The sequence below is a fragment of the Exiguobacterium sp. s192 genome, from assembly GCF_018618795.1.
Classification (GTDB): Bacteria; Bacillota; Bacilli; order Exiguobacteriales; family Exiguobacteriaceae; genus Exiguobacterium_A; species Exiguobacterium_A undae.
Genome location: NZ_JACSMS010000007.1, coordinates 84,775 through 100,269, shown reverse-complemented (window position 1 = coordinate 100,269; position 15,495 = coordinate 84,775). Strand labels below are relative to the sequence as shown.

Genomic DNA, 15,495 nt, shown 5'->3' with positions numbered 1-15,495 from the left:
TCAATGTCACTCCTCTACTTTTTGAATACGAACCTGCCATTCATTTCCGATTCCGACCTGATAACGATCTGCAAACGAAGATTGATTTAACGCGATTGCAAGCTGATCAAGTGAATTGATATATACAAGCCCAACACCTAACTCAACATCCGCAAATGAATGCCCAAATGTCAACGTTTCTGAAAAAATCAACTGCTTGTTATACATCACTTCTACCCCTAACCGGCAGCCGATGTTTAACCCAATCAGACGAGTAAATGCTGCCGGAATATTTGTCCAAACGTTACCGAAACGGACATCTAAAATTTCAATGATTCCATGTAACACCTCCCCTTGCTGAGCTGCTACTTGACGCTCCAGTAACACAAGCGACTCCAACGGAATCAAGGGACCAACTTCCTCATAGGAAATCACTTGGCTCGATAACCGAGCTCCCGTGTACGCATAAATATCCCGACCATGAAACGTATACGATTCGCCCATGACAGGTAAACGATGAATGGTGTCGTCCAAAATACGTGCATCTGCCAATAAGCCGGACTGCACGAGATGGGTTAAGGTTCCATTGTCCGGTGTCAGGATGAATTGATTCGCATGAGTACGTGCGACGATACTCTTCCGATTCGAACCGACGCCCGGATCAACGACAGAAACGAAGACAGTTTCTTTCCTCCAATAAGGTACCGTTTGAACCAGACGATAGGAAGCTTCCCATATATGAAATGGCGGAATGTCGTGAGTCAAATCAAAAATCCGTATTTTAGGATCGATGCTATGAGCCACACCATACATCGCACTGACTGCCCCATCGCTGATTCCAAAGTCCGATTGTAAAACTAAAGCTTGTGTCATTTCTTTTTCTCCCTCCCTGTCATCACCAAAAAAAGACATCCCGCCCTTATTGCATAAGGACGTGATGTCTCACGTGGTACCACCTTTGTTTATCACTCGACTCGCATCAAGTGACCTCAAGGAGTCAGGGACTCCGCAGAATGCTAACGGTATCTGTTTATACCGGTCGACTCTACTTACGAAAATCGTGTTCTATCGACAGCTCAAGGACCATGTTCAGATGTACCGTTTCGCTTCATTTCCACCAACAGAAGCTCTCTATTGAAACAGTGACACCTTACTCTTCCCTTCGACGCTTTATTATTGAATTAGTCTGAAAATTTAAACTTATCTTACCTTCATTTTTTTGTTTCTGCAAGCCTTTTATTTTCGAACCAATAATTCAGTCGCCCGGACTGTTCCCCAAGGCGAAACATCGGCTTTAACTTCCAATTTTTTTGCATCTTCGTATCCTTTACCGGTGCCTTGTTCGACATAGTACTGGGTCAGCTGGGGAATCGTCACGTACTGATCGTAATAGTCACCGGCAACAGACCCGAAAAAACGTTCATTGGAGATCCGGTCGATCTTCGCATAACCATCCGTATCTGTCGTAAACGTGACGTAGACCAACCCTTTCTTGACGGAGTCCTCCGGTTTTAAGTCCGGATATTGCAACATGACATATTCTCCGTACACAGGACTAAACGGATCAAAGGGTTCCGCCCGGAAACGATAGCTGTCACCCAACCAGGAAATCGAATAAAAGCTCAGAATCACACCTAAGACGACGATGATTTGCAGAACCGGAAACAGATACCGTTTCATGACGTCACTCCTCCCTCACGACGTTTTCGGATCCACCACAAGATACCGGCAATCAGGAATACGAGCACTGCTCCGACCAAGAAAAACAGCGACATATCAAGCCGGTTCCAGGCATAGATGAAGTAGATCGTCAGCTGGACGGCGATGAAATAGAGGAATGGGATCGTCAATCGGCTGCCTTGGCGTTCCCGTTCAATCAAATAGACAAAGGCAAGGATTTCAACAAGCGCCGCGATTAAAATCGCCTGTTCATCAAACCATAACAATCCGAACAGACCGAGCGGCAAAATCCAAAGCAACGGTTGAAACTTCCGGTAGACGAGGTAACCGATTCCGATCGTGAACACCACAAGGGCAATCGCTTCCCCCCAAGGAATCGAGGAATCCGTCGTCTCGGCACGGACCGTCAGATAAATCAAGGAGTTGATCGCGGCGACGACCAGGTAGAGATGGTATAACACCTGACGATGCGCCTCTTCTTTAACGACGAGTAACAGCGGAACGAGCACAAATAACGTCCAAATCGGCCACAGGACACCGTCATAGGAGACAAGGGCAAACAGTTCGAGACCCACCAGATAAAGAAACAACCAACTGAGGATCAAGGACGGGAAAGACTGGCTGAAATAAAACCAAGCGAGCGAGACGAGGGCGAGAAAAACGATTGATGTCCAGTCTAGAAACGTCGCCTGTTCGCTTCCGAATCCCCCGACGCCGGTAAAGATGTTCAGACCGGCGATGAAAGCAAGAATCGCGTATGCCGGATGACGCCAAGTGAAGAAATGACCGAGCGCCGCCAAAAATACGGCCCACCCGATGAAGGATCCTTGCATCGACATGTGAAAACTTTGGACGGTGACAATGAGGGCTCCCGCAAACGCGATGATACCGAGAACACGAAAGGCAACAGGATTCCAGATCGTCCGTCGCTCCGACAAATCGGCGAGGACGTAACAGCTGACCATGAGGACCAGGACTAACCCAATTTTAATGAGTGCGGGAATCGCTTGCCAATTTGCTGCTAAAAAACTGAGTAGGGCCAGACCCACGAATGTCAGGCCGACGATCAACAAAAGCGGGACACGTTTCTTTTTTTGCCGGTGTGTTTCGTAGTCTTTGATCCGGTTGATGGTCTCCGCATCAATCAGACCCGCTTGTTGCCACTCCATCAATTTTGTCAGTCGTGCCATCGTCAACACCTCCCGATTATGAATGACCAGGCTATAGTTGTATTTTCCCGTTTCAGGGAACGTTCAAGCAAAAAACACCGGAAATCCCGTCGGAAACAAGACCATTTTTAGAGACAAAAAACGACCGTCACCCGCAGGGACGATCGTTTGAGAGATTAGACTTTAAAACGTGAAACAAGGACTTGCAGTTCTTCTGCCATATCGGACAATGTTTTGGCCGACTGCGAAATATCTTCCATCGAACCAAGCTGTTCTTCTGTTGTCGCAGCGACACGTTCTGCCGCTGAAGAGTTCTCATCGGCGATATGCGCAATTTCCGTCGCAGAGGCTGATACTTCCTGGACGTTCGCGGCAATTTCTTCGACCGTTGCCGTGACGTCTTCAATGCGCGGTGTCATCTCTTGTGTCCGCAACATGATTTGTTCGAAACGGACTGCCGAATCTTCTGTCGTTTCCAGTCCCGCCTTCGTATGATGCGATACTTCTTTCATCAGGAAGACAGATCGTTCCGTTTCTTGTTTAATGTTTTGAATCAAGTCAGAGATTTGTTTCGTCGAGTCCTGCGATTGTTCTGCGAGTTTCCGGACTTCACTTGCGACGACCGCAAATCCTTTCCCGTTTTCGCCTGCTCGTGCCGCTTCGATGGCAGCATTGAGCGCAAGTAAATTCGTTTGCGTCGCAATACCGTTGATGACATCGACAATTTTTCCGATTTCATTTGAACGGTGTGCAAGCGACTGGATGACTTCCCCGAAGTTTTCGACCGAGGTGTCGATTGCCTTCATCTGTTCGACGTTTTTCGCAACGGCTGCTGTTCCGTCTTCCGCTTCCGTTGCCGTCGCTCGTGACAGCTCGGACACGTTGGTCGAACTTTCAGCAATTCGCATGACGCCGGAAGTAATCGCTTGTAAGGAGACGGCATTCCCGTCCAGTTGACGTTTCGATTGACCGGCACCTGCCGCCATCTCTTGGATCGAGCCGGCGATTTGTTCAGACGCTGCCGTCGTTTGTGTGGCATTTGCCATCAACTCTTCCGAAGAAGCGGCAACTTGACCGATCGATTGATCGAGATTCGTGATGATTGACCGGAGCGATCCAATCATGACGTTAAAGCTTTCCGCCACTTGCCCGATTTCATCGTTGGATTCGACGACGACCTGCTCCGTCAAATCACCTTCTTGAATCCGTTCCGCACTCTTCGTCAAACGGTTCAGCGGACTGATGATCGACCTTAAGATAAAGAACAAGAGCACTGCCGCCAAGACGAATGTCGCGGCGATGACGCCGAGTGTCGTCCAAAGGATACTCGATGATTCATCCGTGATTTCATGGTCGTACAGCGTGCCGGCAACCTTCCAGCCCGTCAGACTGTTCGTCATGAAGTCCATTTGTTTTTCTTCATTTTCAAACAGGTAGGAAAATTGTCCCGCTTTGCCGGCGTAGATTGAATCGACCCAGTCCCCTGAGGCTGTTTCACCGGGTTTTAATGTCGGGTGACTGACAAATTTTTTATCGGAATCCAAAATCGTCACGTAACCTTCTTTACCGATTTTGATTTTCTTGGCGATTTCCGCGATTCGGTCGACATCGACGTCCACCGCGATGACACCACGTCCGTTGCCTCCGGTTTGAGACAAGGTAACCATCATTTTTCCGGAAGCTGCATCGACATAAGGATCGGTGATGACGACTTTACCGCTCGCATCTTCTGCTGCCTGATACCACGGACGGTCCCGTGGATCATAGTCTTCCGGCATCGACTGTTCCGGATAAATCGTCATCTCTCCCGTTGTCGTCGCATAATAAATGTTGGCGGCTTGCGGGTGTGTATCTAAGTATTCGGTCATTTTTTCTTTTAAGTCGAGGTTCTGCTTGCCCGATTCATATAACGTGCCATCGATGCGATCCGCAAAAAACGCGACATCCCGTCGCATCGGATCAACGATGTTCATGATTTCGTCATTCATCCGGTCGACACCGGCATGGGCCGACTGAAGAATCTGGTCCGTGATTTTTTGTTTGGCTTGACTGTATGAGACAAAGCCGATTAAAAGTGACGGAATCAATAATAAGAGCATAGAAGTCAAAATCAGTTTTTGTTTGATGCTTAACGTGCGTTTTTTCTTTTCTTTCATCTCTCTCTCCCATTCTCGAGTACGATGACTCGTTGTTCTATTCTTTTTATCGGCTAGAATGTGTATTTTTTCACAGCAAATAAAAAAAGAAGAAAATTCCTTTTTGTAAGGAACCTCCTTCTTTTCACTGATTTCAGTTAAGCTTCTTGATCGCCCTTCCAGTTCATCATGCCGCCTTCGACATTAATGATGTCGTAACCGTACTGTTCGAGGAAACGTCCGACGTTCTCACTCCGGGCCCCTGCTTTACAGATCAGATAATACGTTTCGCCTTCTTGCAGTTCGGTATAGCGTTCCCCGATTTCCGACATCGGCAGGAAACGGACGTTTGGAATATGACCGGCGTCGTACTCGTCTTGTTCCCGGACATCAACGACGTGTAACGCTTCGCCCGCTTCAAGCTTTTCTTGCAATTCATCGACATGGATCGTCTTCATAGTAGTTCCTCCTCTAATTTCATCTCTGTTCAGTGTAGCAAAACTGACGTCGAAACAGAACAAAAGAGACCAGCCGAAGCTGATCTCTTCTGTTATTCTCCTGATGCCTGATCAAGCGATTGACGTTTTTCCTTATGCATGCCCCGTGCATAATAAACGGCAATCAAAATCACGTACCAGAGCGGACCGACAATTAATGCGATCCGTGTACCGGCATCAAACGCCATCAAGACGATGACACCTGCGAGTGCGGCTAACGCAAGATAGTTCGCAATCGGGAAAAACGGAACGGCGAATTCAGCCGTACCATGCACTTTTCGTGCCCGCATTTGAGCAATCAAGATCATCGCCCATGTCCAGACGGCTCCGAATGTCGCGATACTCGTGACGATCGCAAACACATCTTCCGGCAAGAAGTAGTTCAAAGCCACACCGACTAACAACGCGACGCCCGAAAGAATCGTTGCCAGTGCCGGGACACCATTTTTTGAAATCTTCGCGAATCGTTTTGGCGCTTCCTGGTTTTGCGACAAGTTCATCATCATCCGTGCCGTCGAGAAAATCCCTGAGTTACATGACGACAACGCGGCCGTCAAGACGACAAAGTTTATGATACCGGCCGCTGCCGGAATACCAAGTGAATCAAACAATAATACAAACGGACTACTGTTATTCTGACCGACTTGATCCCATGGATAAATCGACAGAATGACGAACAACGCTCCGATATAGAACACGAGAATCCGCAAGAAGACGTTATTGACCGCCTTACGGATCGTTTTCTTCGGATTTTTTGCTTCCCCTGCTGTGACCCCAATCACTTCAATCCCTAAGAAGGCAAACATGACCATCTGCATCGCAAGCAAGACACCACCAAAGCCGTTTGGCAAGAATCCACCATTCGACCAAAGGTTTGAAATCCCGACCGGCGTACCGCCATTTCCGAAACCGATGAAGATGGTCAGCATACCAAGAATGATCATTGCGACGATGGCGATGATTTTAATCAACGCAAACCAAAATTCAAATTCACCGTAAAATTTAACGGCAATGAAGTTGATGCTCGTCATTAAGATGAGTGCACCAAGTGCCCACATCCAGGTCGGTGAATTCGGGAACCATTCTTGCATGTAGATCCCGACTGCCGTGATTTCCGCCATACATGTAAAGATCCAGAGCAACCAATAATTCCAGCCTGTCAGGAATCCGGCTAACGGACTGACATACTTTCGTGCATACTCGGCAAAACTGCCGGATACCGGCTCCCGAACAGCGAGCTCCCCAAGTGCCCGCATGATGATGAAGATGATGATACCTCCGATTAAGTAGCCGATCAATATACCTGGTCCTGCCAGTTGAATCGCTTTCGCTGATCCCAAGAACAGTCCGACACCGATTGCCGCCCCCAGCGACATCAGCGTAATGTGACGTTCTTCCAGCCCACGATTCAGTTCTGTCTGTTGTTTCATCTGTACGACGTCCTTCCCGTCTCTGTTTGTTTCCTAGCAGTTCCCCTAACCGCTACGTTGTCAGTATAATGAAATTGTGTCCGTTTTGTAAACGTTTTCAAGTGATATTTTTGTTCAAGAACACATACTCGAAATATTCTGATATATGTAACGCAACGAGAAAGGAGCAACCGTCTATACAAACTAGTATAGCGGACTGCTCCCCTCTGAGAAGTTACAAATCTTATTCAACTTTGGCGAGACGCGATTTCTCCGTGTACGGTCTCTTTTCGGTCAACCGGAATAAACCGTTTAACAGGAGGGCGGTCAACGATCCGGCGACGATCGGACTGTCCGTCAAAACGCGGACTTGTTCCGGCAGTGACGCGACAATCGCCGGATTCATGCTGATGCCAAGCCCGACACCAAGCGCTAAGGCAACGGTAATCACATTATCATTTTTGGCAAAATTGACACGGGATAAAATCCGAATCCCGCTCGCTGCAACCGTCCCGAACATGACAAGCATTGCTCCACCGAGGACAGGTTTTGGAATCAAAGTCGTGAACGTTGCGACTTTTGGTAAAAAACCAAGCAGAATCAAAAAGAATCCTGCAAACACGATGACTTTCCGTGTTTTGACTCCCGTCAGCTGAACCAGACCGACATTTTGGCTGTACGTCGTATACGGGAAACTGTTAAAAATCCCGCCGATGATCGTCGCTGCCCCTTCCGCGCGGTAACCGCGCGCCAAGTCTTTGTCCGTCAACTTTTTATCGGTGATTTCTCCAAGCGTCAAGAAGACACCGGTCGACTCGACCATCGAAACAAGTCCAACCAACGTCATTGTCAAAATCGCTGTTGCATTGAACGTCGGCACACCAAAGTAAAATGGTGTCACCATCTGGAACCACGATGCCTCGGCAACCGGACTAAAATCAATCATCCCCATGCCGAATGCGACCAATGTGCCGATCAAAACAGCAATCAACACCGCCGCGGCTTTTGAAAAAACGGTCCCGTATCGGTTAAAGATTAGAATCAAAACAATCGTCAACGCAGCGAGTCCTAAGTAGCGTAAATCACCAAAATCTTTTGCGCCTTGTCCCCCACCAATATCATTGATGGCAGCCGGAATCAGCGAAATACCGATGATCGTGACGACTGATCCAAGAACAACCGGAGGAAACAAGACGGCGATCCGGCTGAACACACCGGAAATCACTAGGATGATCAGTCCACTGGCAATCAAGGCACCGTAAATCGCTGTAATGCCTTGCAGACTCCCGATCGCAATCATCGGCCCGACTGCCGTAAACGTACATCCGAGGACGACCGGTAAGCCGACCCCTGTATATTTCGTCACGAAGACCTGCAGCAAAGTCGCCACACCACACATGAATAAATCAATCGCTACGAGATAAGCCAGTTCTTCACCGGATAAACCAATTGCACTACCGACAATCAAAGGAACAATCGCAGCTCCGGTATACATCGCCAACACATGTTGCAAACCAAGGCTTGCTGCCTTGACGTTCGATAATGTCTTCATACGTTCACCCGGTCAACAAACGTTGCTTGTCCGGCTTCCAGTTTTTTAATCCGTGCCAACGATTCGACGCGGAACCCGGCATCCAGTAATTTTTGACGGCCCGGTTGGAATGATTTTTCAATGACGATTCCGAAGCCTGCCACTTCAGCTCCCGCCTGTTCAACAAGTTTCGCCAGACCAAAGGCGGCTTCGCCGTTCGCCAGGAAATCATCGATGATCAACACCCGTTCGCCTGCCTGCAGATACTTTTCAGCGACGGTGATCGTGCTTGTCTGTTGTTTCGTAAAGGAGTAGACTTCCGCTGAAATCGTCCCTTCGTTCAGCGTCAACGACTTGGTTTTCCGGGCATAGACCATCGGGACGCCAAGACGTAAGGCTGTCATCATGGCGGGGGCAATCCCGCCTGCTTCAATCGTCAAAATCCGGGTGATTCCGGCATCTTTAAACCGGTCCATGAATTCATACGCGATTTCCCACATCAAAGTCGGATCGACCTGATGGTTTAAAAAGGAATCGACTTTTAAGACTTGGTCCGATAAGACCAGTCCTTCTTGTGTAATCATATCTTCCAAACGTTTCATAACTGATTTCTCCTTTTTTGACGAAAAAAACGTACAGCCGCTACCCGGGGGCAGCCACTGTACGCTAAAAAGAGAGCAGTAACTCACCACCCGTAGTCGGACCGTTACGGCGATCCGGTAGAGACTCGTGGGCCAATTCCCACTATTATACGAGCGTTGCTATACGTTTATTCGTTGATGCGTGATGTGTTCCATTTTACGGAGTTCACTGAAAAAGTAAAGCCTTTTTCGAAAATGGCTTATCCTTGGCGTTCTTCAACTGCTTGAGCAGCTGTGATGATCGCCAATTTGTAGACGTCCTCTTCGTTACAACCACGTGAAAGGTCGTTGACCGGTTTGTTGAGACCTTGGAGAATCGGACCAATCGCTTCGAAACCACCGAGACGCTGGGCGATTTTGTAGCCGATGTTTCCAGACTCAAGGCTTGGGAAGATGAAGACGTTCGCTTGACCCGCAACATCTGATTCCGGTGCTTTTGATTTCGCGACACTTGGAACGAAGGCTGCGTCGAATTGTAATTCGCCGTCGATTGCAAGTTCCGGTGCCCGTTCTTTCGCAAGACGTGTCGCTTCAACGACGCGTTCTGTTTCCGGTGATTTCGCCGAACCTTTTGTTGAGAAGCTGAGTAACGCAACTTTCGGCTCGATGCCGAATGTTTTCGCTGTTTTGGCAGAAGCGATGGCATTTTCAGCTAAATCGTTAGCGTCAGGTGCAATGTTGATTGCGCAATCGGCGAACACGTACTGCTCGTCGTCACGGACCATGATGAAGACACCTGATGTCTTTTTGTACCCTTCTTGCATCTTGATGATTTGAAGTGCCGGGCGTACCGTATCGCCTGTTGCGTGCATCGCACCAGAAACAAGACCTTCTGCTTTTCCTGTGTGAACGAGCATCGTACCGAACGTGTTGACATCTTTGAGAATGACTTCACGCGCCTGCTCGGCTGTCGCTTTTCCTTTACGGCGCTCGACGAATGACGCAACCAGTTCTTCAATTCCATCATATGAAGCCGGATCGATGGTTTCGAGATCCGTGACATCGATTTGGTTCGCAGCCGCTGTCTCTTCGATTTTAACGCGTGGTCCGATGACGATCGGTGTCACAAGACCATCTTTTTTCAAACGGACAGCTGCACCAAGAACACGTGCGTCGATTCCTTCAGGGAAAACGATCGTTGGTTGGTGGGCTTTTACTTTTGTCTCAAGCATTTCGAATAATTGCATGATATTAGCTCCTTTTATGGCGAATAAGTGTCGGTTTTTGTTGTACGTTCATTCCATTGTTCATTATACACAGTTCTGTTTCGTTGTTAAAACAATTTGCAAAAAAGTGTGTTTTTCATTCCTATGACTGACTTTTCGAATACTATTACAGTATTTTTTTCCTATAGTACAGTTCCGGACATTCTGAAAATCTCACACCCTTTAAGAGCATACCCTGTTCCTTCAGGATATATGTCCGATCCGCTTGTGAAATGAACCGTTTTCTTACGGGCAATTTGAAAAGATATGGTAAGATTGAACATGGATCAACCCGTTTACCATTCCAGATTCAGGAGGTTTTCTTATGCAACATCAATCATCAGAACCAACCGTTACGCAACAAGCCGCCGAAACACTCGACGGCTGGTATACATTCCATGATTTTCGCCGGATTGACTGGAGCCGTCTCAAGCAAGTCGAAGCTACGGTCCGGACAAAGATGGTTCATGAATTCCAAGCTTTCTTGAGTGAACTCGCACAAGTCGAAGAACAAAAAGAAGGAAGTCATGCTCTCTATACGATCATCGGTCAAAAAGCCGACCTCGTCTTGATGGTGCTTCGTCCGACGATGGAAGACATTCAAGCCGTCGAAGTCAAAATGCAGAAACTTGATCTCTACGATTATCTGATCCCCACCTATTCGTATGTGTCTGTGGTCGAACTGGGGACATACCGTGGTTCAGGAGAAGGCAATCCGTATGAAAATCCATACGTCCGTGACCGCTTGTATCCAATTCTGCCAAAATCGAAGCACATCTGTTTCTATCCAATGAGTAAATCACGCCGCGACGGCGATAACTGGTATACCCTGTCGATGGAGAAACGGAAAGAGCTGATGTACCGTCACGGGATGATCGGTCGGAGTTATGCCGGCAAGATTCAACAAATCATCGGCGGATCAACTGGATTTGACGATTGGGAATGGGGCGTCACGCTCTTCGCCAACGATATTCTCCAGTTCAAGAAAATCGTCTATGAAATGCGCTTTGACGAAGTCAGCGCGAAATACGGCGAATTCGGTGAGTTCTTCATCGGGAATCGTCTGGAGTCTACCGATCTCGAAGCACATTTCGCACTTTAATCTGCTAAATCACGTTTCATAGAAAAACCCTACGGGAATATACTCTTTGCGGTCACAAAAACTGTCAGATTTGTACCTGAAGGAGGAATTACCATGGGGAATGCTATGAACCGATCAACGCGATCGCGTGAATTGCAATTCGCTGTGCTTTCAAAAGAGCTAAAGCCAGTCGCGGAACGTGTACTGGATCGCTATGAGCAAGCATTATCGAAGCTAAATAAAACACAACCTGCAAAGCGCTGAGGCATCTGCTTCCATCGCTCTATATCGTACCGGTGAACAGACGATGTTCTGTTTGCCGGTTTTTTTGCGTTCATCAGAAAAGGATCTACCCGCTTCACGTTGCTCTGTTCGAGTCACGTGAAGCAAGTAGATCCTTACTGTTACAATCCTTTATACGCTCCGATGGCGACAAAAATCCAAGCCGCGATGAACAGGACACCACCAATTGGTGTAATCGCTCCCAGCTTCGTCACTCCTGTCAATGCCATCACGTACAGGCTGCCGGAGAAGAAGACGATTCCGGCGAGCATCAACCAGCCGGCCAGTGAAAATTGTGAAATCGACACTTTTAATAGCATGCCGCCCAGTGCCAAAATGCCAAGCGAGTGAACCATCTGATAGAGGACACCGGTTTGCCAGTTCGCGAGCATCCGCTCGGACAACATATCTTTTAACGCATGGGCACCAAACGCCCCGAGTGCCACTGCCATCATCATCGACAGTGCCCCAATCATGATTAAGATTTTCATTCTTTTTCTCCCCCTAAACGTCGTGCTGGTAAATTCCATTCATAATAATAGGATAGCATACGTAAAATCGTGATCAGCCCCAGTAATGTGAACAAATGGAGAGGATTAGTCAGTTCAAACCGATCGATGACGAGTGCCGCCATGACGGCCCACATCGCGTAGATTTCTTTATGCAGGACCAGTGGTTTGCGACCGGCGAGCAGATCGCGGATCACCCCGCCGCCGACTCCCGTCAAGACAGCTGCGGAAATCGTTGCCGATAACGGCAATCCTTTGGCGGAAGCCATCAGCGCACCTTGAATCGCAAACGCTGATAAACCGAGTGCATCAGCGAGCACTCCCCACCGTGTCCAGTGCGGTAAAAATAATTGCGGTAAAACGAAGATCAGCAAAGCGACTAAAATTGCGATTAAAAACAGACCGCCTTGCGACCAGAGCGCGGAGACCGGGACCCCAATCAGCAGGTTTCGGATGGCGCCGCCGCCAAATGCCGTGATCAACGCGAGTAACCACACGCCAAACAAATCATATTTTTCTTCCATCGCGACAATCGCGCCACTCATCGCAAACGCAACCGTTCCAATGATATTTAATAAGTCCCAGGACATACGCACATTTCACCTTTCCCATTAGAAATTCCAATACTTACTATACGCTCTTTTTTGATTCCGGCAAGCTTATTTTTTCTGTCACCGATTCAACCGTTTGTAAGTGACGTTTTTAGGTAAAGTAACCTATACTGAAACAAACTGTACAGGAAGCTAGGTGACCGTATGAAACGTTGGGCGCTTTATCGGATTTTCATCATCGTAACGATGTTCGCTCGTTACATTTGGACGATTTATCGATTCACCCGGAAGAACCGACCCGGTACGAATAACGAAGAATTCGAGCGGATCATGATTACGATCGCCCGTGATTATAAGAAAAAAGCCCTTCGTCTCGAAGGACTCCTCATTAAACTCGGACAGTTCCTGTCGATCCGGGCAGACTTGTTTCCTCCGTCTGTTTTAATGGAACTGACGGAACTCGTTGATAAAGTCCCGTCCAGCAAGCTTGGCGAATCCCGAAAAATCATCGAGGAGGACTGGGGAACGACAATCGAAGACATTGTCGACGATATCTCTCCTCGACCGATTGCCTCTGCTTCAATCGGTGAAGTCTACAGCGCGACCCTCAAATCAAACGGTCGCAAAGTCGCGATTAAAGTTCAACGACCGAACATCGAACAAATCATCAAAACCGATTTCCGGGCGATGCGCCTCGTCATCGCCATGCTCCGCCGGACATCACTCAACAAATCAACCGATTTACAGAGCCTCTACCGTCAGATGGTCTTCGTCATCGGAGATGAGCTGAACTACCGGACAGAATTGAAAAACGGTCTGTACTTCAAAAAGATGTACGAAACGAATCCCGTCATCTATATTCCGGATTACTTTGAAGAACATTGTACGAACCGTGTACTTGTCATGGAGTGGATCGAAGGTACCCGGATCACGGATCTCGAGTATTTAGAAAAACATAATATTGACCGGGACGAATTAGCCCGTAATCTGTTTTTAAATGCCGGTGAACAGCTGTTGTTCGGTGGAAAATTCCACGCCGATCCCCATCCGGGTAACGTCCTCGTCCAAAGTGACGGACGCATCGTCCTGCTGGATTTCGGAATGATCGGGGCGACGACCGCTGATGATATGCGGGCCATTCAACGCATCCTCCAGTCGTTCGTTACGCTCGATTACGATGCGATCGTCGACGGGCTCGAAGATTTACGGTTTTTGTTGCCAAACGCCAATAAACAAAACATCCGACAAGCGATTGAAAAAGCGGTCACCTTCTATCTTGAAAGTGACATGGAGAACGTCGATACGAAGTTGATTGAAAAAGTATTATCCGATATTGAATTACTTGTTCGAAATGAACCGATTCAACTCCCGGCCGAGTTTGCGTTTTTCGGTCGGGCCGCCTCGACGATTCTTGGCATCCTGCAAATTTTATCGCCACAGATTAATTTACTGGACCTTGCGAAACCGATGGTCCGAAGATGGTTGGATGAAGAAGGCAAAAACCAAAATCGTTACTTACAAATCGCCGGTTCCTACGCAGCACGACTGCTTGCTTTCCCGCGCCTCGTCAACGATGCGCTCAGTGAGCCGACCCGCTGGCGTCTGTTTGAACAACAGAAGTTTTCCCGGGTCGCCAACATGGAATCGCTGAAGATCCGCCAGTGGACCAGTTCCCTCGTCGGGATCGTCAGTTTACCCGTCAGTTATGCCGGCTACTTCTTGGCACAGTATGATTTAATGGGCGCATCGCTTACCATTGCCATCATTGCTTTATGGAATGCCCGGCGCATCGGACGTCAGATTGTCCGGATTGCCGATGAACCGTTTAAATAACCGCCACAACGTCCTTTTAACAGGACGTTTTTTTATATTGAAATAACACTTTTCCGTTTTGGTATGTTTTTCGAATCTGTTCCCGGGGTACATCTTCAAGTAGATAGATACAAAACCAGAAGAGGTGAAACACTTGATTGATATCTTAATTGCGCTCGTACCAGCCTTGATGTGGGGGACACTTCCGTTAGTCGTCTCTAAAATCGGTGGTTCGACGGAGCAACAAATTATCGGAACGACACTTGGTGCATTGATTTTTGCCATCATCACCTTCTTTTTTGTCAGTCCTGAACTTTCAACAACGGCTTGGGTTGCCGGCTTCTTCTCAGGTGCTTTTTGGGCGCTTGGTCAGATGAACCAGTTTGCAGCCTTCAAACAGATGGGTGTCTCGAAGACGATGCCGATTTCAACCGGGATGCAACTTGTCGGGACTTCTTTGTTTGGTGTCCTCGCCTTTGGTGAATGGTCGAATCGGACCGCTTTAATTCTCGGCATCAGTGCGCTCGTCCTGATCGTCGCCGGAGCTGCTTTTACTTCCTATAAAGAAGACAAGAGCAAACAGGATGAGAACATCGGAAAAGGGCTGCTCCTGCTGTTGATCTCGACGGTCGGGTATGTCGGGTATGTCGTCATCGCCCGTTGGTTCAACATCAATGGTTGGGAAGCGGTATTGCCGCAAGCAATCGGAATGGTCATCAGTGCGATTCTGCTGTCACTTCGTAAAGGGAACTTGTTCACGAAGAAAACAGCCGGTAATACGATTGGTGGTCTCATGTGGGCCGTCGGGAACATCGCTTTACTGTTCGCTACAGCCAAAGTCGGTGTGGCAACCAGCTTCTCATTATCACAAACCGGAGTCGTCATCTCGACGATCGGTGGTGTCGTGCTCTTAAAAGAAGCCAAGACGAAAAAGGAAATGACGTTTGTCATCATCGGCTGTATCTTGGTCGTCGTTGGCGGAATCATGATTGGATTCACGAAACAATAATAAGG

General features: G+C 48.0%; 15 protein-coding genes, 1 riboswitch and 1 other annotated feature. Of the genes, 4 read left to right on the top strand and 11 right to left on the bottom strand.

All coding sequences use genetic code 11. The features are described 5' to 3' along the window. Positions 1-6 precede the first annotated feature (6 nt). From KNP87_RS12310 to pta, 9 genes are all read right to left on the bottom strand, one after another. Complete coding sequence (locus KNP87_RS12310; protein ID WP_214721854.1) at positions 7-852, bottom strand: SAM hydrolase/SAM-dependent halogenase family protein; 846 nt, start codon at positions 850-852, stop codon at positions 7-9. A 52-nt stretch (positions 853-904) separates the two neighbouring features. Beyond that, positions 905-1,154 (bottom strand) — a binding site (T-box leader). 61 nt (positions 1,155-1,215) lie between these two features. Next, complete coding sequence (locus KNP87_RS12305) at positions 1,216-1,659, bottom strand: GDYXXLXY domain-containing protein (RefSeq protein ID WP_214721853.1); 444 nt, start codon at positions 1,657-1,659, stop codon at positions 1,216-1,218. Next, entirely contained in the window at positions 1,656-2,849 is a 1,194-nt protein-coding gene (locus tag KNP87_RS12300; RefSeq protein ID WP_026834196.1) for a DUF2157 domain-containing protein, read from the bottom strand. The genes KNP87_RS12305 and KNP87_RS12300 overlap by 4 nt, the downstream gene beginning before the upstream one ends. 155 nt (positions 2,850-3,004) lie before the next feature. Continuing rightward, positions 3,005-4,984 carry a methyl-accepting chemotaxis protein gene (locus KNP87_RS12295; protein WP_214721852.1) on the bottom strand — a complete coding sequence of 660 codons (1,980 nt, stop codon included), beginning with the start codon at positions 4,982-4,984 and terminating at the stop codon, positions 3,005-3,007. A gap of 137 nt (positions 4,985-5,121) precedes the next feature. Then, entirely contained in the window at positions 5,122-5,421 is a 300-nt protein-coding gene (locus tag KNP87_RS12290) for a rhodanese-like domain-containing protein (RefSeq protein WP_028107169.1), read from the bottom strand. 92 nt (positions 5,422-5,513) lie between these two features. Then, complete coding sequence (locus KNP87_RS12285) at positions 5,514-6,890, bottom strand: amino acid permease (protein ID WP_026834199.1); 1,377 nt, start codon at positions 6,888-6,890, stop codon at positions 5,514-5,516. Positions 6,891-7,113: 223 nt separating this feature from the next. Then, positions 7,114-8,421: a nucleobase:cation symporter-2 family protein gene (locus KNP87_RS12280; protein WP_214721851.1), complete on the bottom strand. Its 1,308-nt coding sequence runs from the start codon at positions 8,419-8,421 to the stop codon at positions 7,114-7,116. Continuing rightward, positions 8,418-9,002 (bottom strand): xanthine phosphoribosyltransferase, encoded by a 585-nt coding sequence (locus KNP87_RS12275; protein WP_026834201.1) that lies wholly within the window; start codon positions 9,000-9,002, stop codon positions 8,418-8,420. Before KNP87_RS12275 ends, KNP87_RS12280 begins: the two co-directional genes overlap by 4 nt. 73 nt (positions 9,003-9,075) lie before the next feature. Beyond that, a riboswitch (purine riboswitch) is annotated at positions 9,076-9,175 on the bottom strand. 66 nt (positions 9,176-9,241) lie between these two features. Then, entirely contained in the window at positions 9,242-10,228 is a 987-nt protein-coding gene (gene pta / locus KNP87_RS12270; protein WP_028107172.1) for a phosphate acetyltransferase, read from the bottom strand. A 343-nt stretch (positions 10,229-10,571) separates the two neighbouring features. On the opposite strand from pta, the gene hemQ reads away from it, so the two are divergent. Both hemQ and KNP87_RS12260 read left to right on the top strand, forming a co-directional pair. Beyond that, positions 10,572-11,348, top strand: a complete 777-nt coding sequence (gene hemQ / locus KNP87_RS12265; protein ID WP_026834203.1) for a hydrogen peroxide-dependent heme synthase — start codon at positions 10,572-10,574, stop codon at positions 11,346-11,348. A 93-nt stretch (positions 11,349-11,441) separates the two neighbouring features. Beyond that, entirely contained in the window at positions 11,442-11,591 is a 150-nt protein-coding gene (locus KNP87_RS12260) for a hypothetical protein (protein ID WP_012369127.1), read from the top strand. Positions 11,592-11,731: 140 nt separating this feature from the next. Here KNP87_RS12260 and KNP87_RS12255 read toward each other — a convergent pair whose 3' ends face one another. Both KNP87_RS12255 and KNP87_RS12250 read right to left on the bottom strand, forming a co-directional pair. Continuing rightward, a complete protein-coding gene (locus tag KNP87_RS12255) occupies positions 11,732-12,100 on the bottom strand; it encodes a DUF423 domain-containing protein (RefSeq protein WP_026830583.1) in 369 nt (122 codons plus the stop codon). Next, a complete protein-coding gene (locus tag KNP87_RS12250; RefSeq protein WP_014969240.1) occupies positions 12,097-12,708 on the bottom strand; it encodes a trimeric intracellular cation channel family protein in 612 nt (203 codons plus the stop codon). Before KNP87_RS12250 ends, KNP87_RS12255 begins: the two co-directional genes overlap by 4 nt. 165 nt (positions 12,709-12,873) lie before the next feature. Here KNP87_RS12250 and KNP87_RS12245 point away from each other — a divergent pair, with 165 nt between their 5' ends. Then, a complete protein-coding gene (locus KNP87_RS12245; RefSeq protein ID WP_028107173.1) occupies positions 12,874-14,502 on the top strand; it encodes an ABC1 kinase family protein in 1,629 nt (542 codons plus the stop codon). A 136-nt stretch (positions 14,503-14,638) separates the two neighbouring features. Beyond that, on the top strand, positions 14,639-15,490 hold the full coding sequence (locus tag KNP87_RS12240; protein ID WP_026834205.1) for a GRP family sugar transporter: 852 nt from the start codon (positions 14,639-14,641) through the stop codon (positions 15,488-15,490). Positions 15,491-15,495: the final 5 nt, after the last annotated feature.

What these genes read in the sequence shown, in the direction of transcription:
- KNP87_RS12310 (WP_214721854.1), bottom strand. Translation starts at nt 852, where the DNA reads ATGACACAAGCTTTAGTTTTACAATCGGACTTTGGAATCAGCGATGGG.
- KNP87_RS12305 (WP_214721853.1), bottom strand. Translation starts at nt 1,659, where the DNA reads ATGAAACGGTATCTGTTTCCGGTTCTGCAAATCATCGTCGTCTTAGGT.
- KNP87_RS12300 (WP_026834196.1), bottom strand. Translation starts at nt 2,849, where the DNA reads ATGGCACGACTGACAAAATTGATGGAGTGGCAACAAGCGGGTCTGATT.
- KNP87_RS12295 (WP_214721852.1), bottom strand. Translation starts at nt 4,984, where the DNA reads ATGAAAGAAAAGAAAAAACGCACGTTAAGCATCAAACAAAAACTGATT.
- KNP87_RS12290 (WP_028107169.1), bottom strand. Translation starts at nt 5,421, where the DNA reads ATGAAGACGATCCATGTCGATGAATTGCAAGAAAAGCTTGAAGCGGGC.
- KNP87_RS12285 (WP_026834199.1), bottom strand. Translation starts at nt 6,890, where the DNA reads ATGAAACAACAGACAGAACTGAATCGTGGGCTGGAAGAACGTCACATT.
- KNP87_RS12280 (WP_214721851.1), bottom strand. Translation starts at nt 8,421, where the DNA reads ATGAAGACATTATCGAACGTCAAGGCAGCAAGCCTTGGTTTGCAACAT.
- KNP87_RS12275 (WP_026834201.1), bottom strand. Translation starts at nt 9,002, where the DNA reads ATGAAACGTTTGGAAGATATGATTACACAAGAAGGACTGGTCTTATCG.
- pta (WP_028107172.1), bottom strand. Translation starts at nt 10,228, where the DNA reads ATGCAATTATTCGAAATGCTTGAGACAAAAGTAAAAGCCCACCAACCA.
- hemQ (WP_026834203.1), top strand. Translation starts at nt 10,572, where the DNA reads ATGCAACATCAATCATCAGAACCAACCGTTACGCAACAAGCCGCCGAA.
- KNP87_RS12260 (WP_012369127.1), top strand. Translation starts at nt 11,442, where the DNA reads ATGGGGAATGCTATGAACCGATCAACGCGATCGCGTGAATTGCAATTC.
- KNP87_RS12255 (WP_026830583.1), bottom strand. Translation starts at nt 12,100, where the DNA reads ATGAAAATCTTAATCATGATTGGGGCACTGTCGATGATGATGGCAGTG.
- KNP87_RS12250 (WP_014969240.1), bottom strand. Translation starts at nt 12,708, where the DNA reads ATGTCCTGGGACTTATTAAATATCATTGGAACGGTTGCGTTTGCGATG.
- KNP87_RS12245 (WP_028107173.1), top strand. Translation starts at nt 12,874, where the DNA reads ATGAAACGTTGGGCGCTTTATCGGATTTTCATCATCGTAACGATGTTC.